Origin of the sequence: Paraglaciecola sp. T6c (assembly GCF_000014225.1) — a bacterium.
In the GTDB taxonomy this organism is placed as follows: domain Bacteria; phylum Pseudomonadota; class Gammaproteobacteria; order Enterobacterales; family Alteromonadaceae; genus Paraglaciecola; species Paraglaciecola atlantica_A.
The window spans coordinates 815702-839299 of the sequence record NC_008228.1; the positions used below are offsets into that span (position 1 = coordinate 815702).

Annotated in this window: 15 protein-coding genes and 1 other RNA gene; 10 read left to right on the forward strand and 6 right to left on the reverse strand. The window is 40.9% G+C overall.

Annotation, left to right across the window (positions count from 1 at the left end):
* The first annotated feature begins 223 nt into the window (after positions 1 to 223).
* The 5 genes from PATL_RS03690 to PATL_RS03710 all read left to right on the forward strand — a co-directional run bounded on the left by PATL_RS03690 (position 224) and on the right by PATL_RS03710 (position 8622).
* Complete coding sequence (locus tag PATL_RS03690) at positions 224 to 2908, forward strand: penicillin-binding protein 1A (RefSeq protein ID WP_041713277.1); 2685 nt, start codon at positions 224 to 226, stop codon at positions 2906 to 2908.
* Between the two features lie 189 nt (positions 2909 to 3097).
* Positions 3098 to 4792 carry an NAD-dependent malic enzyme gene (locus PATL_RS03695; RefSeq protein WP_011573613.1) on the forward strand — a complete coding sequence of 565 codons (1695 nt, stop codon included), beginning with the start codon at positions 3098 to 3100 and terminating at the stop codon, positions 4790 to 4792.
* Between the two features lie 160 nt (positions 4793 to 4952).
* An RNA gene (gene rnpB, locus PATL_RS22280) (RNase P RNA component class A) lies at positions 4953 to 5338 on the forward strand.
* A gap of 122 nt (positions 5339 to 5460) precedes the next feature.
* On the forward strand, positions 5461 to 7320 hold the full coding sequence (locus tag PATL_RS22165) for a DUF3258 domain-containing protein (protein ID WP_011573614.1): 1860 nt from the start codon (positions 5461 to 5463) through the stop codon (positions 7318 to 7320).
* 225 nt (positions 7321 to 7545) lie between these two features.
* The gene (locus PATL_RS03710; protein WP_011573615.1) at positions 7546 to 8622 is read left to right on the forward strand and encodes a hypothetical protein; all 1077 of its coding nucleotides are present in this window, start codon (positions 7546 to 7548) and stop codon (positions 8620 to 8622) included.
* A gap of 24 nt (positions 8623 to 8646) precedes the next feature.
* Here PATL_RS03710 and PATL_RS03715 read toward each other — a convergent pair whose 3' ends face one another.
* From PATL_RS03715 to PATL_RS03740, 5 genes are all read right to left on the reverse strand, one after another.
* Entirely contained in the window at positions 8647 to 9765 is a 1119-nt protein-coding gene (locus PATL_RS03715; RefSeq protein WP_011573616.1) for a DNA cytosine methyltransferase, read from the reverse strand.
* 707 nt (positions 9766 to 10472) lie between these two features.
* Positions 10473 to 10949 carry a DUF6641 family protein gene (locus PATL_RS03725; RefSeq protein ID WP_011573617.1) on the reverse strand — a complete coding sequence of 159 codons (477 nt, stop codon included), beginning with the start codon at positions 10947 to 10949 and terminating at the stop codon, positions 10473 to 10475.
* 17 nt (positions 10950 to 10966) lie between these two features.
* On the reverse strand, positions 10967 to 12973 hold the full coding sequence (locus PATL_RS03730; protein ID WP_011573618.1) for an AAA family ATPase: 2007 nt from the start codon (positions 12971 to 12973) through the stop codon (positions 10967 to 10969).
* On the reverse strand, positions 12970 to 13887 hold the full coding sequence (locus tag PATL_RS03735; RefSeq protein ID WP_011573619.1) for a tyrosine-type recombinase/integrase: 918 nt from the start codon (positions 13885 to 13887) through the stop codon (positions 12970 to 12972). Before PATL_RS03735 ends, PATL_RS03730 begins: the two co-directional genes overlap by 4 nt.
* A gap of 150 nt (positions 13888 to 14037) precedes the next feature.
* Entirely contained in the window at positions 14038 to 14751 is a 714-nt protein-coding gene (locus tag PATL_RS03740; protein ID WP_011573620.1) for a hypothetical protein, read from the reverse strand.
* A 272-nt stretch (positions 14752 to 15023) separates the two neighbouring features.
* Here PATL_RS03740 and PATL_RS03745 point away from each other — a divergent pair, with 272 nt between their 5' ends.
* The 4 genes from PATL_RS03745 to PATL_RS03760 all read left to right on the forward strand — a co-directional run bounded on the left by PATL_RS03745 (position 15024) and on the right by PATL_RS03760 (position 21703).
* Positions 15024 to 17813, forward strand: coding sequence for a UvrD-helicase domain-containing protein (locus tag PATL_RS03745; protein WP_011573621.1), 2790 nt, complete (start codon positions 15024 to 15026; stop codon positions 17811 to 17813).
* Positions 17814 to 18081: 268 nt separating this feature from the next.
* On the forward strand, positions 18082 to 19467 hold the full coding sequence (locus PATL_RS03750) for an AAA family ATPase (RefSeq protein WP_011573622.1): 1386 nt from the start codon (positions 18082 to 18084) through the stop codon (positions 19465 to 19467).
* Positions 19454 to 20077, forward strand: a complete 624-nt coding sequence (locus tag PATL_RS03755; protein ID WP_011573623.1) for a hypothetical protein — start codon at positions 19454 to 19456, stop codon at positions 20075 to 20077. The genes PATL_RS03750 and PATL_RS03755 overlap by 14 nt, the downstream gene beginning before the upstream one ends.
* 474 nt (positions 20078 to 20551) lie before the next feature.
* A complete protein-coding gene (locus PATL_RS03760; protein ID WP_232283284.1) occupies positions 20552 to 21703 on the forward strand; it encodes a sensor histidine kinase in 1152 nt (383 codons plus the stop codon).
* On the opposite strand, the gene PATL_RS03765 is transcribed toward PATL_RS03760, so the two are convergent.
* On the reverse strand, positions 21654 to 22250 hold the full coding sequence (locus PATL_RS03765) for a TetR/AcrR family transcriptional regulator (protein ID WP_011573625.1): 597 nt from the start codon (positions 22248 to 22250) through the stop codon (positions 21654 to 21656). The two genes, PATL_RS03760 and PATL_RS03765, sit on opposite strands and share 50 nt — an antisense overlap.
* Before the next feature lie 143 nt (positions 22251 to 22393).
* Here PATL_RS03765 and PATL_RS03770 point away from each other — a divergent pair, with 143 nt between their 5' ends.
* Complete coding sequence (locus PATL_RS03770; RefSeq protein ID WP_011573626.1) at positions 22394 to 23488, forward strand: MBL fold metallo-hydrolase; 1095 nt, start codon at positions 22394 to 22396, stop codon at positions 23486 to 23488.
* Positions 23489 to 23598 lie beyond the last annotated feature (110 nt).

Genomic DNA, 23598 nt, shown 5'->3' on the forward strand with positions numbered 1-23598 from the left:
TTTCGTATGATCAGAATAGGATCTCGAATTGTCGCCAAATTTCACAACATGGCCATAAAACGTAACTGACACTATTACTGACTCTACTAAAAAATTTATAGCTGATTAACTTAGAGTTAATTGATTGAATTAAAACGCAATTTAATGGTTTTTATTGTTGTTATAGGAAATATGTATAAAATATGAGTCATTTATTGCAACTTGTCTTGGTAATATTGTTTTCGTGAAGTTTTTAAAATCCGCATTTTTGATCCTTATCCTTGCTTTTGTCGTCGGTGTCGTCACGACTTTTGCCCTGTATTTTTACATGAAGCCAGACCTACCCAGTGTGGATATGCTCAAAGATGTGCGCTTGCAAACGCCGATGCGCGTTTACACCCAAGATGGGAAGTTGATTTCACAGTTCGGGGTGAAACGCCGTATTCCGCTTACCATTGAAGACGTGCCACAGGATTTAATTAATGCTGTTTTGGCCACAGAGGACAGCCGTTTTTATCAACATCCAGGGGTTGACCCTATCGGTATGGCGCGAGCTGTGGTCAACCTTATTTTGACTGGAGAGAAGGGACAGGGCGGTAGTACGTTAACCATGCAGTTGGCGCGAGGTTTCTTTTTAACGAGAGATAAAACATATATACGCAAAATTAAAGAAATCTTTATCGCTTGGCACATGGAGCAATTGCTCACCAAACAAGAAATTTTAGAACTGTATCTAAACAAAGTTGAACTAGGTCATCGTGCTTTTGGTTTTGGTGCAGCCGCCCAAGTTTACTACGGCAAAACGGTAAACCAGCTAACGCTTGCACAAATGGCAACCATCGCTGGGTTACCGCAAGCACCATCAGTCCTTAACCCTATCAGTCGTCCAGATCGCTCCAAAATTCGCCGTCGTGTGGTTCTGCTGCGTATGTTGGATGAGAAATACATTACTCAGGCTCAGTTCGATGAAGCGGTAAATGCACCGATTACGGCAAAAAAACATGGTGCCGAAATCGAATTCTCAGCACCTTATTTGGCGGATTTAATTTGGAATGAAATGGTCGAGCTGTATGGCAAAGAAGAAGCGGAAACTGGCGGTTATCAGGTTTACGCCACCGTACCTTCTGCCACTCAGTTAGCGGCGCAAAAAGCGGTTCAGCGAAACTTACATGACTATGATGAGCGCCATGGTTATCGCGGAGTTGAACAACAACTTTGGGTTCCCGCTGAGTTACCCGTCAAGCCTGAGGACACTGCTGGGTCACAGACCGCCCCCGCTATTTCTAGTGAACCATGGGATGAAGAGAAAATGCTGAGCTTCCTTGAGGAGTATCAAACATTTGAGTCTATGCAGCCAGCAATCGTAGCCAAAGTGAATGACAAAGACATAACCATTTTCACTCGCTCAGGTCGCTACAGTGTTATTGATTGGGATGGACTAGATTGGGCGCGTAAATACATAACAGATACTAGGCAGGGCAATGAGCCTGAGAAAGCCAGTGATATAGTCTCGGAAGGTTCGCTGATTCTTATTCGCCAGCGAGAAGACGATAAACATTGGCAACTTACCCAGTATCCAGATGCCAGTAGCGCCTTTATTGCATTAAACCCTCACAACGGCGCTGCGCAGGCGGTGATCGGCGGCTACAGTTTTTACCAAAGTCAGTTTAATCGAGCGACACAAGCTAAGCGGCAAGTGGGCTCGAACATCAAACCTTTCATTTATTCTTCGGCGTTAGCCAATGGCTTTACCTTAGCTAGCATTATTAATGATGCCCCGATTAACCAATGGGAGCGCGGAACGGGCAATGCTTGGCGTCCTGAAAACTCGCCACCAGAATATGATGGGCCAATTCGATTGCGGGTTGCCTTAGGAAAATCAAAGAACGTGGTGTCAGTGCGCTTAGTGCGTGCTGTGGGGCTTGAAAAAGTACGCCAGCACTTGTCGCGGTTTGGTTTCGATTTATCAGAAATACCCAAAGATGAAACTGTGTCTTTAGGTTCGGGTTCACATACGCCATTGGAAGTGGCGACAGCACTGTCCGTGATTGCCAATGGTGGCTTTTTAATTCAGCCGCATTTTGTTGAGCGCATTGAAGATGATTACGGAAAAGTGCTTTGGAAATCCAATCCAGTGCAAGCTTGTGACCCCTGTGGTGATGCTGATGAAGATGCAGCCGAACCTGAGCCTGAACAGATGATGGACATTGAAGCCATGCTTGCAGCTGAATTAGGCTCAGGGCAATTTGGGCAAAGCGAGGCGATGCCAGCACAAAGTAGTGACTCCGCCGATGCACCTGCACCGATCCGCTCGGCCCCAAGGGTGCTGGACGAAGACAACGCATTCTTAGTGGCAGAAATGATGCGCACAGCCGTAAAAACCAATGGTAATTGGAATAAGAAGACCTATTGGCAAGGTACGGGCTGGCGGGCAAGTAATTTGCTTCAAAGAGCGGATATAGCAGGAAAAACCGGTACCACTAATGATTCAAAAGATACTTGGTTTAGTGGCTTTACCAACGATTTAGTAGCGACAGTTTGGGTGGGCTTTGATGATATGAGTCGCAGTTTAGGACGCGCCTCACGCAACCAAAACTTGGTTAACAAGAACCCACAGAAATTTAATTTCATTGGCAACGCCATGATAGGTGGCGAAGATGGCGCTAAAGCGGCTGAGCCCGCTTGGATCCGCTTTATGCAACAAGCGTTAGACGGGGTGCCTGAAAAGAAACGTCCTATGCCGACGGATTTGGTGACTACACGAATTGACCTTGCTAGTGGTAAATTAACTCAGCGCACTGATCATACGTCAATGTTTGAGTATTTTATGCAAGGTACGGCTCCTACAAGCTATGTGAGCGACAGCGAATTTGTCGACCCAGCTGAAGAAAGCAGTGAACAAAGCAAACCACTTGAAGACATTTTTTAAGGCATCATAGTCTCCATCAGAAAACGCAGGTAGCTACGCAAAGTGGTTGCTAAGTGTTTTCGTCAGAAATGCTGCTAAGTGAGTCGGTGTGTATTGATATTACCGCTTGCACTTATCAGCATTTTTTTAATATTTCGCGTTTAAATTTTCTGCGAAGGCTTTGTCTTCGCGCCAAACAGGACACTTTTTATGAGTAGCTCAGCGCCTAAAAGTGCGTTATACATTCCTCATTCAGGCCCTTCTTTGCTTGAAACCCCCTTGCTCAATAAAGGCAGTGCGTTTACTGCCCAAGAACGCGTAGCGTTTAACCTTACAGGCTTGATCCCCCCACGTTACGAAAGTATCGAAGAGCAAGTCGAACGTGCGTATATGCAGTATTCAAGTTTCAACGAACCCATCAATAAGCATATTTATCTGCGTGCAATCCAAGATAATAACGAGACCCTGTATTATCGTCTTATCCAGCAGCATATTGATGAAATGATGCCGATCATTTACACCCCGACGGTAGGGGACGCGTGCGAGCAGTTTTCAGATATCTATCGTAGCTCTCGAGGATTGTTTATTTCCTATTCAGAGCGTCATCAAATGGATGACATTATTCGCAACGCCACCAAGCGTAAGGTAAAAGTCATAGTCGTGACGGACGGTGAGCGTATTCTTGGTCTGGGCGATCAAGGTATCGGCGGTATGGGCATTCCTATTGGAAAACTGTCTTTGTATACCGCCTGTGGTGGTATCAGTCCCGCTTATACGCTTCCTGTTATGCTGGATGTGGGAACTAATAACGAAAAATTACTAAACGACCCTATGTATATGGGCGCGCGTCATAAGCGTATTGGCCAAGCGGAGTACGATGAATTTGTTGATATGTTTATCAAGGCGGTCTTAAAGCGCTGGCCTGAAGTGATGCTTCAGTTCGAAGATTTCGCCCAGCCTAATGCGATGCCATTACTTGAGCGCTACCGCGATAAAGTATGTTGCTTCAATGACGATATTCAGGGCACCGCAGCTGTAACGGTGGGGACTATTTTAGCGGCATGTAAAACTAAAAATGAAAAGCTTAGCGACCAACGCGTGGTGTTCGTTGGTGCAGGATCTGCGGGTTGCGGTATCGCTGAGCAAATCATCAAGCAAATGACGAGTGAGGGGATCACTGATGCGCAGGCCCGTAGTCAAGTCTTCATGATTGACCGGTTTGGTTTGGTCACAGACGATATGGAAGGCTTACGGGACTTCCAATTCCGACTTGCGCAGCCGTTGGCTAGTCAAGCAACATGGCAAAAAGCGGCGCAATATCCGTCATTGTTTGAAACCGTGAGCCAAGTCAAACCCAGTATTTTAATAGGGGTATCAGGGCAAGCGGGTTTATTTACCGAGCAAGTCATTAGGGAAATGAAACGCAACTGCGATTTGCCGATCATCTTTCCGTTAAGTAACCCTTCTCGTCAGGTAGAAGCCCGTCCTGAAAACGTTATTGAGTGGACTGACGGCGAAGTGATTATCGCTACCGGTAGCCCATTTAAGCCTGTGGAATATAAGGGGAAAACCTACCCTATCGCACAATGTAACAACAGTTATATATTCCCAGGAATCGGATTAGGCGTACTGGCAGCCAAGGCTAGTTTAATCAGTGACGAGATGCTGATGGCCACCAGTGCTGCGCTCGCCAATGCGTCACCTCTGGCGAATGGTACAGGGCAAGAATTGTTGCCACCACTGACAGGCATTGCGCAGCTAAGCAAGAAGATAGCCTTTGATGTAGGCAAAGTCGCTCAGAAACAAGGGTTAGCCCTAGAAGTGAGTGATGAAATACTCAGTGAGCGCATTGAAGGGAATTTTTGGCAGGCAGAATACCGCCCGTATAAACGCGTCAGTATCTAACGCGATTTATGTATTGGGTGAAACGCCGCACATATTGCGCCGCATTGGTCGTATAAGGTGCGGCGTTTTTGTTTGTGCTCAATCGAGCCATGAACGCCATTGAATAATCCGTAGCAAACTAGATTGTAAGTCAGGCGTAACCTGCGTAGAATCCGCCTCCGGAGTTGGTCAGGCAATCGCCGCTTGTTAGATATTTCATTAGGGCTAGTCCCTAGAGTAATGTGTTAATAAGGGGAGGAAAGTCCGGGCTCCACAGGGCAGGGTGCCAGGTAACGCCTGGGCGGCGCAAGCCGACGACAAGTGCAGCAGAGAGGAAACCGCCTAAGCGCGCAAGCGCCGGTAAGGGTGAAAGGGTGCGGTAAGAGCGCACCGCACCACTGGTAACAGTGTGTGGCAAGGTAAACTCCACCCGGAGCAAGACCAAATAGGATCTCTTATGGCGTGGCCCACGTTGAGATCGGGTGTGTTGCTTGAGCCAGCGAGTGATTGCTGGCCTAGATGAATGGTTGTCCACGACAGAACCCGGCTTATCGACCAACTCCACCTTTTCACTAACCGCTTGTATATCAAGCGGTTAGCATGAAAAGTTTCAGATTGGCACAGGTGTGCCAAAAACTGTGACAAATTGCATTTAAATTCCAGTAAAAACATTACGCACTGGTGCCGTAATGAAAACCGTCAAAAAGCTCAAATATTTATCCATTCGCGATAAAAACTATTACTTCAGATTTAACTTCCCTCGTAAGCTTCTAAGAGCAGATATTCGACTTTCGCTTAACACCCAGAACTTAGTGTATGCTCTTCAACGTATCGAGCTATTGAAACCGTTCACAGATGAGTTAAAGATGTTGGCGACCGCATCAAAGGGCTTAAATCTATCTAGTCTTCAGCAACGAATCATCGGGGTTAAGGAAAACATGCGGAAAAAACTAACACTACATGATATCGATACCGTTATAGGTGAGTCCGAACGGAACGTAAGTAACCATATACACATGATGGATGTGTTGAGTGATGTTACTGTGAAAGAGCTGTCCAGTGAGACTCTTAAGCTACTTGCTGACGTAATGCTTACTGATGATTTCGAGTTAATGCAGCGAAAGGTCGTTTCGTATGCAAGCATGAGCGACTCATTTCAAAGAGGACTAAGCTTAGTAGCAAAATTCGCTGTACTACGAGCTACAGCTGGTAGCGAGCTCGAAGGTTCAGCGATCAATAGCGCAAATGGACAAGGACTTGAAGACATTTCTAGGATGATAAGATACAACGATATCCCCGAAGTAGGCTCCGTCGATACAACGGAAAATTTGCGTGAGAAAGAAACCGAATCTTTGTTGCGAGAACTTGGCTACGAATATCAGACAGGTTCAATTGCTTTTAAAGTGCTAAATAAGAAGCTAGCTAATTCAAGATACCTCAAGAACAACATTGCCCTCGCTATTATTAATAACGACGTTATTAAGGAGCGCGAACTTGAAGAGCTTCTCAATAAAAAAACCAGACATCGATACTCCGAGAAAACCAGAAAGGACGTAAAGCCTCACTCGCCGTTACTCTCAGAGGTTTATAAAGAATTCCTTCAGCACAAGATTAATAAAGAAAACCTTACACTAAAAATGCAAAAGGATTACGAACGCTATTGGATCGTGTGGACTGCTATAGGTCCTGATAAAGCCATAAATGATTATTTACCCAAAGATATTGGGATTTTCATTGATAGGTGCTTTGAATTGCCAAAAATGAACAAGTCCCCCTACAACAAAATGGGCTGGGAAGAACGGCTCAATTGCGACGTGAGTGAAGATGATTTAGTTACCCCTAAGACCGTCCAGCATTATTATAAGTTACTCCAAGGGGTGTTTGCTTATGCTAAAAAAGACACTGTAGGATACATAGCTAGCTCTCCATGTAACATTAAGCGAGATTTTAAGCAGAGGCGGCGGGGTATCTATTTTGATGAGGAGGTTAGGCGCTTTATTACGTTTGCAAACACTCAGAAGGTGGCATGGAAGAAGTGGTCGATCCTTTTAGGTATATACACAGGTGCGCGGCGCTCGGAGATTTTTCAGTTAAGAACAGAAGACATCAAGAAGGACTCTGATAGTGGTAGATACTACCTGCTCATCACGGATGAACATGATACGCAAAAGCTAAAAACCGAAAATGCCAAACGTAGAATCCCTCTACACAATGACCTTATTAACTATGGATTTTTAACATACGTTTCCGAATGCGACGAACGTGTTCTTGAGGGTATTTCTAGTCCCGAAACTATTACCCGCTGGTTCGCTAGAGTAGTAGAGCAATTGAGTATAAAAACTATAAATGAGGTAGGTGATATGCGTTCTTTTCATAGTTTCCGCCATACCTTCATAACCAAAATTAGAACAGAGGGTGAATTTGATCTTTCGCTTCTACAACAAATTGTAGGGCATGGAATTTCCAAAGCTGGGATTACAGACAAATATACTCATGGTGGTGCTTCAATCGCTCGTTTAGGTAATGTAATTGACACATTTAATTTGTGATAAAACTGTAAATACACGAAATAAACAATTTCAATATATTCAAGTTGATTCCCCGCACAATTAAGATCCATATTCATCACTAATTCCTCCGGTCAAATATCCATTTTTTTTATTAATTTGCTTTATTTTAGGTTTTTATGCGGGTATATTAACCAGAACCCCATAATTACTCCGGCCAAATTTTGGGTTTGTTGTCGATATGGCCGCTAGAAATTGGAGTTTAAGATGAATGTAACCGCTACAAATATCGCAGCAGCGATAAATTCCTTGGATAAAAATGTCACATATGATTATCCAAACCCAAGAACCAAAACAAAGATCAATATTGTTAATGTAGTAATGCCCGAAGGACCGATTATTTTTCGGAGATGTGAGCCGAATAAGGGAGAATCTTTTGATAACAAAGCTGATGAAAGTATTTCTGTTGCCGCAATATGGAGATTAGCCAGCTCCTTGAAGCCAAATCTTCCCGTGAATGTCGATAGAGTCTTTGGTGCGAGCTATAATTCTAGATCTGCACTTGAAGCCATGCTGGTTCACACCGAAAATTACTATATCTGCTATCCCGGTCGCCTCGAGAAAATCGGAGAAGATACTAGAGTGAGAAATGGACACAAACATATTATTTTTTGTCCAGATAAGCCACACCGGAGAGGTATCTTCGAAGTTATGGAAGTCAATGACATGGTTGTCTCAGAAGTCGATCGAGAGGTATATTTTGACTCTCTCTTATTATCTGAAAATCCAGAAAGAGATAAGGTTCAGATTGAAATAGATAGACGCCATGCTCAAATACAAATAATGCTAATTAAAGCAGCTGAATCAATTGGATTGAAATCTTGGGTTGCAAAGAATGATCATAGCATAAAATATGATTCGAAAAGACTGATTGAAATGGATTCTGTTATTAAGGATTTGAGTAATACTGCCGCATTGCAAGGTTACCCGAATGCAGCTAGAGCTGGTGAACTAATTGATTTAATGTGGCTCGACAGTGAAGGTAGGAAAATTCCAGCAATTATCGAGATAGAGCACAGTACAGGAGTAACATCAGGATTAACTCGAATGAAAGGTTTCATGGAGGAGGCTCCCGATTTAGCACATATGACCTTTATTATATCTGCGCCAGATGAGATCAGAGAGCAAGTTTTGCGTAAAGCTAATGCTCCCCAATTCAAAGATATGAATATAATGTTCCTGCCATACTCAGCTGTCGAAGATTTGTTCCTGTTGAGTAGGAGAAATTTGAAAGGCATCGATAACATCAAATTTCTCCACACCTTTCTCGAGGCTGTGACTTAATTTTATGAGAAAAGTAAAATCAGGCTAATTATCTAAGAAATCCCTTAGAATTTTTGCTATTCCTGCTGCCATTAAGAATGGTACTCCATTGCCAATGGTCTTGAACATATTGCTAAGAGTCATTGTTGACGGGAGTTCAAATTCTTGTGGCAGAGATTGGATTGCTAATGCTTCAGCTGCGCTTATCCGCCTAGGTAAATATGGATGAATATGAACCTCGTTATTGCCGTACGCCGCTGTTGGAGAATAACGCCATCGATGGAGTCTTTTAAACGATTTTTTAGATGCGTCTCCTTCGTCGATTGACTGAAATTTTGGCAGTGCAGCTCTTGGGATAAAATGATGATTGGCATTTGGGTGTTTAGTGACATTATTCTGTTTAAACCAGTGCTCAACGGTCAGCTCAATAGGAATGTTTTTTGGAGCTGAAACTTTTACTTTTTCTTTGAACGGACTTCTTACTGGCCAAGGATAATTTAAAGTTACATCCAGTTTGTACTTTATGTGTTTTTCCCATTTAAGCGCTTCAGTTAAGTTTTCACCAGATTTTAATTCAGTGTTTTTTAAAAGTGATTTATGAAATCCAAATAGAATAATTCTATCTCTATCTTGTGGCGCTCCAAACTCCAAGCTGTTAGTGAGCCTGTCACTTAGAAGGTAACCAGCCTTTTCATAATGCAATTTGATTTCTTCATAAAACTCTCTATGGCGAGCTGTACGCCAAAGCCCCTTAACGTTCTCGAATATAAAGAAATCGGGTTTGGCCTCGCAAACGATATCGCAATACGTTTTTGTTAGTTTACCATTCTCTCCCTCTTTCCCCTTATTCTTCCCGCCCACCGAAAAATCAGGGCAGGGCGGACCTCCGATAAATCCGGTGATATGTCCTTCTTTCTTTTGTTGCTTAACATTTCTAGCTAATTTATTTAACAAACTGCTGTTATTTGCGATATCTTCAATGCTAGTGTTGTCATAACCATACTGAGGAGTTTCAATTTTCATTTGTTGACGTGAATATTCGTACGCATCCAAAAATGGTTGATGATATTCGTTTACGTAAACCACGTCGAAACCGTTTTTTTCGAAGCCAAGATCCAAAAATCCACTTCCAGAAAAAAACGAAAATAGCTTTTTAGGCATCATGTTGTCCTTTTATATTATTATCACCCACGCCTGAATATAGACATGGGGGTTATTGATGGGGGCACATTTAATTACCGATACAGAGCGCTTATTAAGTAGGAAAATAAACTTCCAAAATTTGATTCATAGTTGCTGTAATTCAAATGGTAACGCACTAGCTATTAGCCTGATTGTGAAATTCTAAGCTTGCTATTTAGAATGCGAAAGATGAAAAAGCCGCTAATGTAGCAGATTTGAAAAGTCGAGTCCTATTTTTTGAACTACTCCCGTCTAGTCACGCCATCCATCTTAACGGTTGCGTCGGAATGGCGAAATTGACACGAATGTTAAGGTTGATCCTAAATTTTAAGTATTGAATATACGTATTGGATTTTACTTGAAAGTTGAGTCGATTCGATTTTTCAAACTTACCTTGTTATTTGTGGCCTGAGTGTGCGCACCATCTAGATTTACTTTTTGATGCGCGCAATCGTGGTATAGGTCAGACTGTAAACAAACGTCTTCGGCGAACAAAAGGTGCTTGGCTTTCATATAATTGAGCGTGGCATGATTTTAACCACGTACCTAAATTATGTTCAGGCGTTCATTACCAGTGAAATACGAAGTAGAGCTTTTTGGAGAGCCTCAACGTTCCCCGCATTCAGTATCGAAGATGCTTTAGGCTATGTGATGTTGAACTGGAACATTATGCTAAGTTGATTAGATTGTTAGGTCTTGCCTGACACTTTTTGATTTGCCGTTTTGGCCGCTATGGTTTTCTTACCAATAGTGACTCTAGCTAAGATAAAATTATCCAATTCGCCTTTTTCCACAGCGTGAATGATGGTTTCAAATGTTTTGGGTAATTCGGCTTTATCACCTATATCAATGGCAGGTTTGCCTTCTTGTATATCAATGGGTTTGTTGTTTACCTTTACCTCTAAAAAGTAATGTCCATCGCTGTCGTAATACCACGGTTTAACCGATACGGCTCGACGTTGCTTTGTACGCTCTCCAGTGACAGGATCCTTGACCATTTTTTCGCGATAGGCTTCGAAGGGTTTCCCTTCAAGCATGCAAGTTGCCATTTCTTGCTGCTGCTCTAGTTTTTCAATCAGTTTCATACGTTTGCCGATAATGGGTGGCTTTGGCTCGATGATCGGGCGAGTAGTTACCTTGAGTGAACTCAATAATGATGTAGTCATGTTGTTTACCTTTTAGGTTAGTGTGATTTCGAGATGAAACCGATAGGGTGGTTGGGTTGTTTGTGACGGCTCTCTTCGATAAGCAGAGACAATGCTTGCTGGCGAAAATCACCATCGGGCTGAAACCGCATGCGACGCGCTACAATAGCGAAGTCACCTGGAGTTAATTGGGTCAGTATGGATAGCTTTTGTTGTTCGTATTGGGTTAATTGTCTAAGTGATAACACTCGCTTAAACAATGTCATAGATTGCTGGGCAGTTAGGTACTGTGCTTCAAGTTTAAAGTCAAAACGCCTTAGTACTGCTTTATCCAATAACCGTGCGTAATTGGTCGCGGCAAATACTGGCTGCTCAAAACATTCAATTTGTGTTAATAACTCATTGATAAGCTGTATGTTATGTTGCTCAGTGACGCGCTCGCGAGATACTAATAAGCTATCCACTTCATCTAGTAATAACGCGTTGCCGTGCTGCTGTGCGTCATAAAATATATTGGCAATGTTGGACTCACTTTCACCAATATACTTGCTTAAAACGTCAGAGCAGCGCACTGATACAAGGTTAAAGTCATGCTGCTTCGCCAAGTGGTGCGCAAAGGCTGTTTTACCCGTGCCAGGCTCGCCAGACAGTAATATACGAATTGGCGCATGTTGTGCGAGCGCAGCATTAATTTGCTTAATGGTTTCCTTGCCTTGCTTGATGTTCAGCAAGCTAGCATCAAACGCCATCTCTGGTTTATAGCTAAGTGGTGTGGCTAATAAATCAGAAGCTGATAAGGTACTTTGAATCACCTCAGAAACTACTTCTTGTGCTGACTGGCCTGTTAGATTGATGGTTTTAGCTACGTGTGCCGCATTCCCTATATGCGCAGGAGTGATATTGGCTGTAGTAAGTAGCTTATCGATATAGGGTTGCTTGATACGTAACCCACTAAATGCCTGTTTCGCCAGTGGCTCTATGTATTTTCCCTCTATGGCGTTCACTTCTTGTACCAGCTTAAAACGCCGAATGAAGCTATTTTCGATGTATTGAATATGGTTTGTTATCCAAATACAGGGATTAGGATTCGTTTCCAGTAGACGATGAAGGGTATCTTTTGCAAAGTATTCATCGCTATCCATAAAGATGGATTCACATTCGTCAATCAAAAACATCGATTGGGTGTGACTGCCTAATAGTGCCTGCATTGAAGATAAGTACTGCATACGAAGGCGACTTTGACTCCTAACGTCGTAGCGCTCTTCTAATCCTTTACCCGCGCTGTCCATTGTCTTCGTTTCATATAGGGTTATCGATAATGACTTGGCTAAGGCTCTGGCTAGTTCGGTCTTTCCTGTACCCGCATCACCGTAGATGAGGATATTGACTCCGCTTAACCGTTGCCTTACTGCGCTCTGTAAATACTGATGTAGCGTTTCGGTATCTAAGTGCGAGAAGTCTTTCAAGGTGAAAGCCGCTGATGGACTTGCCGATAACAAATGACGTAAATACACCTCTGCACTTGATAGCTTGCTACGCGTTAATAACCGCACCTGACTTTCAGGTAATATCAGGTCACAAGAGTTCGTTAGCGTGGTCGAGCGAATAAGGCCGTTGCTGGCTAAAGCGTCTAGTTGTGAGTAACAGGTATCTTCATCAACTTTAAAATGCGCCGTTAAAGCTCGCTTTACGCTATCTATTAAGTCGCAAAACTGTAATTCATCAACCAATTCCTTTAACACACTCGATGAACTCAGCGCGATGATGTACTCAATGAGCCCAGCGCTTTCTATCGGGACTCGGTAGATCGCACAAAGCAATCTAGCATTGTGGTAAATGATATCGTTTCGTACATTCTTAGCCATACTTTGCAAAGCGGCCTGCATCTCTACAAACGATGACGGCTTTTGATTTGGACCAATCAGAATTGTTAGCTTGTCCAAAACATCCGTATCCAGAGCTTCATATTCAGGCTCAGTTAGACCATAAGTGAGAAGGGCGCTTGCATAGCGAGCAGCTAGAGCAGTGTGTTGAGGGCGACTCATGAATTGGCCTCTCTGGTATCACCATAGCTCAGTGAAGATGCAGCTTTTTGCATCACCTTGTTATCGCGTTTGTCGTACACCACGGTGGTACTGATATCTTGGTGTCCTGCCATTAGGCGAACGGTATTTAAATCGATGTTCTGCTCTAATAGGCGGGTGATATAGGTGCGGCGCAAGTCATGGGGGGATACGTTACCAAGTCCTACCTGCTTTGCCGTATTACGTACCAATAAGTAAACGCTCTCGGTGGTTATGCCTCGATTAATATTGATGCGATTGGTTTTGTTCACGGGATTGAATAAGTAGCCTGCATTATCCCCTCGGAGCAACAACCATGAATAAACATGCTCGACACACCATTTAGGTAAGAAGGCCGTCCGGCGTTTATTGCCTTTTCCTTTTTGCACGACAAGTTGGCGTTCGTGTAAGATTAAATCCTTCAAGTGCAGAGCAGTTAGTTCACTTCTGCGCAGGCCTGCACCTAGTAATAGGGCGAATATAGCCTGATTACGGACATCGATGATGCTGGTGTGTTTGTTTAAGTAGCTAAACAATGTATTTACCTGCGTTGCATTGAGTGGATTACCCTGATGCTGTGAGGTCTTTTCAAGTTTAATAGCACTGAGCTGAATTAGCTGATTTTCAGGCACTAGGCCCATGATGACACCGACCTTAACCACGTTACGAATGGCCGACATGGCACGATTAACTGATTTGGAAGATGAACCGTGTTGAATAAGCTCTACTTTGATTTGGCATGCAGTTTGATAATCAACTTGGTGGAGCATCTCGTCGCGTTTATCCGGTGGCCATTCCATTATCTCAGCAACTTTGTATAGCTGTGACTTGATTGAGCGCCGACTATTAGGCGCAAGTCTCCCTAAATACAGGGCGAGTGGACTCGCTGTAGTCATCTGAACTCCAGTTTTGATATGTAATATGATTGGTTTTACGTTAAAAGAGGCGTGCTAGCAGTAACTGCTATGCATATGCTAGCAAGCCTTTTGAGGTAGGAATAGAGATGTTTTTGACCTAGTTAATACGTCAATTAAAATCTATAAAGGCTATTCTTTAAAAACAATTTTTGTCACTCCGTCTAATACAGGTTCACATTGACTCTTACTTAGAACCTCACTATCTGAAATCGGGACCATACTGCCAGTAACGTAGACGGTATCTACATCATTTGCCCAATGGGTCAATTTTTCCAAACTATTCACACCACGTGATTTCAATCCCTTTTCAAGTAGCCTCAATGCCCGCGTGTCTTTTAACTTAATTTTTTGCTCAGGTAGTGACGTTGTATTAGCTTGCTTTTCGGTGTTGTCTTCAAACTGAATAAAAAATCTATAGAGAGTATCGAGTTGAGACAAGCTGGTCACTCCAAGTAACTTTAAAGCTTGATGAAGCTGTTCATATGTTTTCGCTTTGCTACTGTCTTCTATTAAACTTTCAAAATATCGCGCAGCTTCGAGGGATAGATCAGTTCTATCTCTTTTTTTATCTAATTCATCTTGGGATATTTTTTTGACCCATGCTTTCCATGCGTCACCACAGTCATTGCTCAATGTATTGAGCTCAGTAACTAATTGTTCAACCTTTTTCTGTTCGTTATTTGCTTTAGCTTGGTTAAGTTCCTTTAGAAGACGATCGATTTCATTTTTCAGTTCACTCTTGCGTTTTGCTACCTTGAGTCTGCTATTACCTACAAACTCGATGAGTGACTGACCGCACTCAAGCCATTCCTTTTCAGATCTTCCTTTTCTTAATCTTGCCATTATTTTTTACCTTTATGCTCATGGTTTATGGTACTGGGATAGATGAGTTCATTGCTCTGTTCAGAATTAATTTTACATTTTGCTCTTAGTCTATTATATTATCTGTCCAGAATTAATGGAAGTTGTTTTTAGCCAAGAGAATTATTGGGGAGAACTAAAATTACGAGGCATTTGTATTAGAGCTACAGAGAGAGCTTTTTTTTGATCTGTATAAGCTCAGTGGAATGTCACTTATATAGAATTAACAATCGATATTATTTAGAGGTGTTTGTATGACAAGGAATGATAAAAATTTGATGTTTTCAGATATTGAAAATAACCTGTGGAGTAACAAATTTGCACTCAAAAATAACAGTCATGTAGATACTGACTTGAATGCTGTTTATCAATCGTTTATTAATAACGGAACACTAAGCTATAAAGATGAACCAAAATCGTTAGTGAAGTTGCTACAGGATCCAAAGCACGCAAAGTACCAATCTAAGTTGTTGAGTAGATATTTTGAAGAGCCAGAAAAATATCTAAAACTTGATTGTGATTATCTATCTATTCAAGTGGATTGCTCTCAAGCTAAAACTGTTGAACTATTTACAAATAACGATACTGGGCTACTAAAGCCGAGATCCAATGCACTACGTGAGATTTTAACAATCCGCCATGAGCCATGGGTTCATAAAGCGAATAACGGTCTTATGAGTAAGGAAAATAGTGAGGGTGAGCGATATCCAAAAGCTCCGATTTTTACATCTGTTTATCGAATAAAACTATTCAATGATAGACGCAAGTTTTTCTATATCTATATCGCTGATGGGACTAAGGGTCTAGAAGGTAAAAGAGTCCAGATTGATTTTATTCCAAGTCGATTCACAGACCTTGAACTCAGTATCCTATTCGGACACATCAAGTCAGTACTGAAAAAAAGAGCCTACTCACAGTTTATTGCAAAAGCGAGATACAAGAGGGTTGATATAGCTTTTAACATGCCAGGTGTATTTCAACCGTTCGTGTTTCCTGCATACTTTGCTATCAATAGTATTTCGACGGGCTCCTGCTGGCCTTTGGAAAAGCTTGTTGAAACATGCTACATAGGTAATAGGAGAAGCAATCACTACATCGTGTACGATAAAATATTAAAGGAGATGAAGACAGACATTACCTTTTTTTTGATTGAACATGCTGAAGTACAACAGGCTATGAAAAAGCTAGCAATGGTCACTCGCATCGAAAGACGTTTCTATACAAACCGTGCAGGTCACAATAGCAAGTTGTTTCAGAAAACCATCCCGCTATCGGACCTACCTACTCAGACAATGCCACTGGATGAAATTGCAATAATAGATCCAATTGTAATGCGAAAAATTGATAGAAAGCTTCTTTTAAAAACTATTCAAGAGAAAAGTCGTTGGCAGGATGGCGGTAATAAAGAAGCAGCTACTCGCCAAATAAATGAAGAGCTTGAAGGGACCAAGGTGTTTCGGCTAGATGAAACAGTGTTCAATACAATGAAAACAAAGCTGCTAACCGATTTATTGGAGACTATCCAAAACCCTACTATTATAAAGACAGATGAACTTATTAAATTAATAAAATTCAATCACTTAAAGAAAAGTATCGAATTACCACTACCGTTAACAAAAGTTAAAAAAATTTCAAAAGCTTATAAATCAGAGCACCACAACATAGTAGTGAAGTCTGGTGCTGGTTGCGGTAAGACGAGAGAAATAGTAAAGCGAGTAGTTTGGCTCATAAGTGAGAAAGACGTTGATGCTAATAAAATTACTATACTGGCTTACACAAATGATGCGGTAAAAGAGCTTAAACAGCGAATAAGAAAAAAACTCGAAAAGCTAAAGCCGCTAAACGGAAAAGACCGTTTTGAACTTCCAAATATCAAGACATTTAGTGCTTGGTGTGGTCAGCAATTGAAACGACACGATAAAAAGCAATATGGCTCAAGTACTTATATGCCGTCAGAGAAAGAAAAAGGCGCTTTAACTAAGACCAGAGAATACTATTTGCGTAACATAGTTGCTTCTAATTCGACGATTAAAGGCAAAGCAGAAGATTATGATAGATTGTTCTCATTTAGTGCTAATGATTGTAAGCCAAATCTTGGTAACCTAATTGATTCTATTAGCTCAAGACGTTCTAAAAAGTTAAAGGTTAACGCTAAAGATGCACGAACCGTTTACGTCGCCTATAAGAAATTGAAAGAAAAACATTCTCTATGGGATTTCGATGATGTTTTGACTTTTATGAACAAGCGCATGAAAGTTCCAAAATTCTCCAACAAAGTATCTGATGGTTGCGAGCATCTAATTTTAGATGAAATGCAAGACTCCAATTTGGTGCAGTGGCAGATCCTCGAGAAGCTATCAGCAGCAGGCATAAAGTTATTTTGTGTTGGAGATACAGCTCAATCGATATTTGGATTTAGAGGTGCTCGTCCGGCTAGGTTTGAAAATTATGCAGAGAACACAGAAGTTAAGCGCTTTACCTCAAGACATAGCTATAGGTCTACCAGTCGAATTCTTCGACTCACTAACTTTGTCCGACGTTACACTCAATCGTTACCAAAAAAACTAACAACCGGAAAATCAGAAGGAGATGCACCGGAACTTATCGAGCATGATGATTTGCAAGGACTTGTTAATGACTTAACAAGTAAGTTGACTCAGTTGTTAGAAAGATCGCACAAGACAGAGGCAATACTCATTTTAGCTAGGACAACTAAGGTAGTTGATACGATAAGCGATGCAATTACTTTGGCGCTTAAAACCGAAAAGTATATGCCACTGTTGAAAAGAATTTCTGTAATGACGATGCATAAAGCGAAAGGACTAGAAGCCGATGTTTGTTTTGTGGTCGATCCTCGCTATTCTCGCTCATCATACGACACCAAAGATGAGTATCTAAGGCTTATATATGTTGCTCTGACTCGAGCGCGCACAAAACTTATAATTTGTCGCAAAAACACCTCAGTCAATTTTTATACAGATGGTCAGGAAGGTGAACCGGATATCATTGATATTCTGAAAGAGAATACGTTTTTGTTTGCGTAAATAACAAGCTAGCTAATGAATAGTCAATTTATGCTGGTAGCAAGCTTTTGGCACTTTAGTTGGCCAAAATCAGAGTCAGTTTGTGTTAACACGTATTAACAAAACTAATAATTAGTATACGCTCTACAAGATATATGGAGGGATCTCTATGTTACTTGAAAGGATGGCTATCACTGGAGAACAGAATGAATTAATAGTTCTTGAGTAATGACTGATTTATTGAGAACCTTGTTTATTACTAATTGATTAGCATTAGGTTTAGGGAAGAATGTTTCGAATCCTCGCATACAAAAGTGACTCGTTCTCGGAAATTAATTTCACAAAGAGTGAATCATCAAAGAACTTCAAAACGTTATTGATTGGAGAGAATGGAACAGGGAAAACTCGCTTATTAAATGAGCTGATATCAGCCGTTAGATCTCATCACCCATCCGAGAGTTCTAGCAGGACCAAAAAATTTAATTACGAGCTAGCTTATTTGAATGAGAGCAATAAAAAAATTTTACTAAACTCAAATAAAGCACAAGAAAAAACAGCCATAATAAGTAATAAAGTTATTGCTATCTCCGCTTCTAATAATGATAAGTTACCTTTCTCTGATAGTGACAAATTTTTTGATAAGAACTATCAATATTGTGGCATAAGAGAAACAAGCAATGCATCTTGGACTAGCTCCTTAATGAGAAAGACAATCGAAAACCTACTTGATTGTGTTTCTAATAACAAGATAAAGCCTCTTTCAAAAATTTTTAGTTTTCTTTCGTTTGAAAATATTATACGTATTAGGTTCAGTCTTAAAAAAACAACAAAGCTTGATTTGTTTAACTGCAAAGCAGAAGATTTGCTAGAATTTATTGAACACTATTCACTGAATTCCAGAAGAATGCAGGTGGACTTGATTCGTGAATTTGATTTAAAAGCAGCCAGAAATATTCTAAGTTATTTTAAAGATATCATTCTACGGGTATCTGATAAAGAAGCATATTTTGAGGTAAACCTATTGGATGATAACTACGGGTTTCTCAAAGCATATCAAAATATTGATCTCTTAAGGCGAGTCGGTTTGATTAGTGATGTATCTTTAAGATTAGCAAAAGAGGGTGATAAACAAGACTTCACTTTTATGGATGCAAGTTCAGGAGAAAGTCAACTGTTACACAGTCTTTCATCTTTTGTAAGGTATGTTGTCGATGACTCTTTAGTTGTAATTGACGAGCCTGAAATAAGCCTACATCCCAACTGGCAACTAAAATATATTTCATTAATAGATTTGCTTTTAACCGATTTGAAAGGGTGTCATGTAGTCATAGCTACACATTCTCATTTTTTAGTTACTGATTTAAAGCCTGAAGATAGTTCATTGATAGTTTTAGAAAAAGATGAAAAGGGCATTAGAGCTACTCCTATCGAAAGTTCAACTTTAGGGTGGAGTCCTGAAAGTGTTTTATACAGAGTTTTCAATGTGAGGATAATTAACAGTGTCTATTTAGATAGTGATTTACAAAAAGCACATCAATTAATGTCAAGTGATGATATAGACTTTGTAGAATTAAAAAAGCTAATGAGTAAATTTGAGTCACTGGTTTTAGATGAAAAAGATCCATTGAAAAAGTTCATTGGTGCTATGGAGGATTTTATTGATGAGCGTGGATGACTGGTATCTTAATATAACAGTCTTACCTAATCTTTCTAAAGAATCTGTTCATTATATAGGAAGTTTGATACCTCACGATCCTAGCCAATGGAATTTACAGACCAATGCAATGAAGAAATATAAGAAAGAGTTGTTAGAAAAGCTTGTAGATATTCAAGAAAATAGATGTGTTTATTGCGGGTTAGGTTTTGATCGAAAATCAGTTGACCGAGAGCATTTTGTACACAAAGAAGCAACCCGTGGATTTAAAGAGTTCATGTTCACACCTGAGAACTTGTTTGCTTCCTGTGAATTTTGTAATAGAAGATTAAAGAAACGAACCACAGTGATAGATAGTTATGATAAAAACTACAGCGACTGTACATTCAAAATCATTCACCCATATTTAGATACACCATCCGAATTTATTTCATTTTTCCCAAGTAATGATGTTCCTTACGTCGTCAAGCCCACAGAGAAAGATTGTGGTAAAGGTGAAAGAACAATCGAGATGTTTGAATTAGATACCATTTCAATGTGGAAATTAAGGCAAGCTCATTTAAGTTGTATGGCGATGGATGAGAGTGAGTACGCAGAGATTTTAAAATATAAAGGATCATTTTCAGAATAGGAGTCATGGGGGGTAAGTTAAATATTTAGAAATATGAATATTTCAATCAGTTGTGTCACCTTAAATAGTATATTTAAAGTCTTGAAATGGTTGTGCCAAAAACTGTGACAATATATATTGGTTGGTTTTATAACATACTGTTTTTACTAGTACATTAATTTTGCTGAGGTTGGCTTATCGACCAACTCCACCTAATTTCAATATTACTCCGCCTGATCATCAGGCGGTGTCTACTTTCATTTTTTAATAGCCTGCGTTGAATAATATAACTTTTTATTTCGCTATTTCTGTCTCTTATATTCAAAGTGCTGTCAGGTTGTAGACTTTAGTCTAGGTTTTCCGCATCGTAGCGCATTGCGCTAGCTAATCGCGATACAAAAGTTTACTTTTCTTATTAAGAGCCCACTGCATAGACGTCATTTATTGTAGGTTTTTATGGTAAAAAAAATAATCGATATGTTCAAAGGAAGAAGATTGGCCGCTCCATTAGTTAATTTGGAGCATAAGGATATGTTTCGTCTTGCAATGGAGCATTCAGCCATAGGTATGGCGTTAATATCACCAGACGGTACCTGGCTAAAAGTCAACAAAGCCATATGCGATATCCTTGGTTACAGCGAGAAAGAACTGCTTAAAATAGATTTCCAATCTATTACTCATCCTGAGGATCTACAAACTGACCTTACTTTTCTTAAGCAAATACTTGCCGGTGACATACAAACGTACAACATGGAAAAACGTTACTTCCATAAAAGTGGTCGATTGATTTGGGCTAAGTTGACGGTGTCTTTAGTAAGAGACAAAGCACAACACCCTCTGTACTTCATTTCACAAATTCAAGACATTACGTTGCAGAAAAAAGCCTCTGTAGATTTGTTGCAAGACAAGCAAGAAATGGAGGAGTTTGCCTATCGACTTACTCATGATTTACGGTCGCCATTGAGCTCTATGGGCTATCTTATGAAGATGATCACACAACAGATTAGTAACGGTGATTTACAGAGTGCCTTGAAGACAGTTCAAACCTCTCACGACGGGCTCTCTAAATTAAGTGATTTGGTCAGCGGTGTTTTGGATGTGAGCAAAGTTAAGCTGCAAGAGGAGAGCTCCCAACCTATTGATGTGTCAGTGATCGTGTGTGAAACACTGGCCGCTCTGAGTAATATGGAAAACTTCGAACGCTTAGACATTGAGACACGTTTTGAGTACATAGGAACAATCAACACTCAGCCCTATAAATTTACCCAAATAATTGACAACTTCATTTCCAATGCGATTAAGTACCAAGACACGGGTAAGGCCAATTCTTTTATTCGCGTCTTAACCTACAAGCTGAACCAAGAGTTCGTGTTGGAGGTACAAGATAACGGTTTGGGTATTGATGAGGTGTATCGAAAAAAACTATTTCAAATGTTTGAACGCTTCCATCCTGCGGCTTCAGTGGGTACAGGGCTTGGTCTATACATGGTTAAAAAAAGTGCAGATTTAATTGGCGCTAAACTGGTTTATGCGGTTCCTGATAATGGTGAGGGGTCCATTTTTCGTGTGACGCTACCACTGGATAACATACCTGCTCTTACTTTACCTGATAGCGAGATAAAAACGTCGCAACAGTTTGTTCAATAATCTTTTTTAGCGGCAGGGAATTAGGGGTTTCAAAGCCAAACAAAACCGGATAAAACACAAATGACTTTAGCTGATAAACGAATTGTTTAGCCGCAAATTCTATATTTTCTATTTGCAGTTTATTGTTAGCTACCCCTTGGCGCAAGAAAGACTCAAGGTAACGCATACAACCAAATTGATTACTGGCGATATGCTCGGCTAACGTCGGCTGTTGTAACATTTGCATAAAGGCTATTTTGGCTATACGTAAAAAGTGTTCGGAGTTAAGCAGTGACACTTCTTGTTGTGCGATTTTGGTCAGTTGAATATCAATCGCTACTTTGTTGCTAAAGCTCAACTCCTCATCTTGATTAAGGTGCTCAACCATTCGGCTAATAATCGCCTCAAATAGCGCATCTTTGGTCACAAAGTGGTTGTATACGGTACGCTTAGAAGCCTGAGCAGCTTTGGCGATTTGGTCCATAGTGGTGTGTTCTACACCATTTTCAAAGAACAATTGTTCAGCTGCATCTAAAATGTTTAAACGTTTCTTGTCCGATAATTTCACCCGAACTCCTCTTTTTATGTTTCTTTGCTAAAGGTTTAAAATCCGATTCAAGGGCATGGTATCGTAACTAAAGTAGACTTGATAGTTTACTTTTTTGCTTCTTATGATAAATTACACTTCGCAGTTTACTTTTTGGAAGGTGAATGAAAACCTTTATTTTCAGCACAATCTCGATACTGATATGTAGCTTCATAGGAGCATGCGCGTTGAACAAAGAATTAGTTGCCACGATTGGTGATGAAGAGCCAAGTAGCCCTCATTACGATGGTGGAAAATTTAAAAATGCTGTGCACAGTGAGCCGCCAAGCTTGGGTAAAACACTAGGGATCTTTGCTCGCTACTTTACCGAGAAAAAGGTCGATGCAGTGCCCAATGAACATGTGCCGGTACAAGCTGTTACGCGTCAGCAATTAGATGCACTAAGTGATGATAATGTTTACTTAGTTAAGTTGGGCCACTCGTCTATTTTGTTGAAAGTGTTTGGACAGTATTGGCTTATTGACCCAGTATTTTCTGAACGAGCATCGCCTTTTTCATTTATCGGGCCAAAGCGCTTTGAGCCGACGCCCATCAGTATCGAGGAATTACCACCAATCGATAAAGTATTCATATCACATAATCATTATGATCATTTAGACCAGGCTGCGATCAAGTTACTCAATACCAAAACGACCTTGTTTTTGGTGCCGTTAGGCGTTCAAGGAGACTTGCAAAAGTGGGGCGTAAGCAATGACAAAATAAAACAGTTTGATTGGTGGCAAGAGTGGCAGACAGAGCATGCCTTAATCGCATTTACCCCTACACAACATTTTTCCGGTCGCGGGATTGGTGATGGAAATAAAACACTGTGGGGTTCTTGGGTGGTTAAATGCGATGGAAGAAGCTTTTACTTCAGTGGGGACTCAGGCTATTTTTCGGGCTTTAAAGACATAGGTGATAAATACGGACCGTTCGATGTAACCATGATTGAAACCGGCGCATATGACAAGGATTGGGCGGATATTCATATGACACCGGAAGAGTCTGTACAGGCACATATGGACTTAGCTGGTAAGGTAATGGTGCCTATCCATAACGGCACTTTTGATTTGGCGTTTCATCCTTGGTATGAGCCGCTAAACAGGGTTAAGCAAGCTGCTGCGTTGAATAAAGTCGCGTTGAGTACCCCTGAATTTGGCCAAGTCTTTACGCTTGACCAAGCGCCTATTCAAACCCTGTGGTGGAAGGAAGCACCTTAAATTGGTGATGGTAGCCTTAAGTCGACGAAATCGCACTGGGCCTTGGAATCAACCTTTAGGGGAATAACAAGCCTATCCGCGGGACATAAAAAAAGCCCGCCAGAACAAGT

Bases quoted from the DNA above. Each gene is read 5' to 3' on its own strand.
- PATL_RS03695 (WP_011573613.1), top strand. From the start codon at position 3,098: ATGAGTAGCTCAGCGCCTAAAAGTGCGTTATACATTCCTCATTCAGGC.
- PATL_RS22165 (WP_011573614.1), top strand. From the start codon at position 5,461: ATGAAAACCGTCAAAAAGCTCAAATATTTATCCATTCGCGATAAAAAC.
- PATL_RS03710 (WP_011573615.1), top strand. From the start codon at position 7,546: ATGAATGTAACCGCTACAAATATCGCAGCAGCGATAAATTCCTTGGAT.
- PATL_RS03715 (WP_011573616.1), bottom strand. From the start codon at position 9,765: ATGATGCCTAAAAAGCTATTTTCGTTTTTTTCTGGAAGTGGATTTTTG.
- PATL_RS03725 (WP_011573617.1), bottom strand. From the start codon at position 10,949: ATGACTACATCATTATTGAGTTCACTCAAGGTAACTACTCGCCCGATC.
- PATL_RS03730 (WP_011573618.1), bottom strand. From the start codon at position 12,973: ATGAGTCGCCCTCAACACACTGCTCTAGCTGCTCGCTATGCAAGCGCC.
- PATL_RS03735 (WP_011573619.1), bottom strand. From the start codon at position 13,887: ATGACTACAGCGAGTCCACTCGCCCTGTATTTAGGGAGACTTGCGCCT.
- PATL_RS03740 (WP_011573620.1), bottom strand. From the start codon at position 14,751: ATGGCAAGATTAAGAAAAGGAAGATCTGAAAAGGAATGGCTTGAGTGC.
- PATL_RS03745 (WP_011573621.1), top strand. From the start codon at position 15,024: ATGACAAGGAATGATAAAAATTTGATGTTTTCAGATATTGAAAATAAC.
- PATL_RS03750 (WP_011573622.1), top strand. From the start codon at position 18,082: ATGTTTCGAATCCTCGCATACAAAAGTGACTCGTTCTCGGAAATTAAT.
- PATL_RS03755 (WP_011573623.1), top strand. From the start codon at position 19,454: ATGAGCGTGGATGACTGGTATCTTAATATAACAGTCTTACCTAATCTT.
- PATL_RS03770 (WP_011573626.1), top strand. From the start codon at position 22,394: ATGAAAACCTTTATTTTCAGCACAATCTCGATACTGATATGTAGCTTC.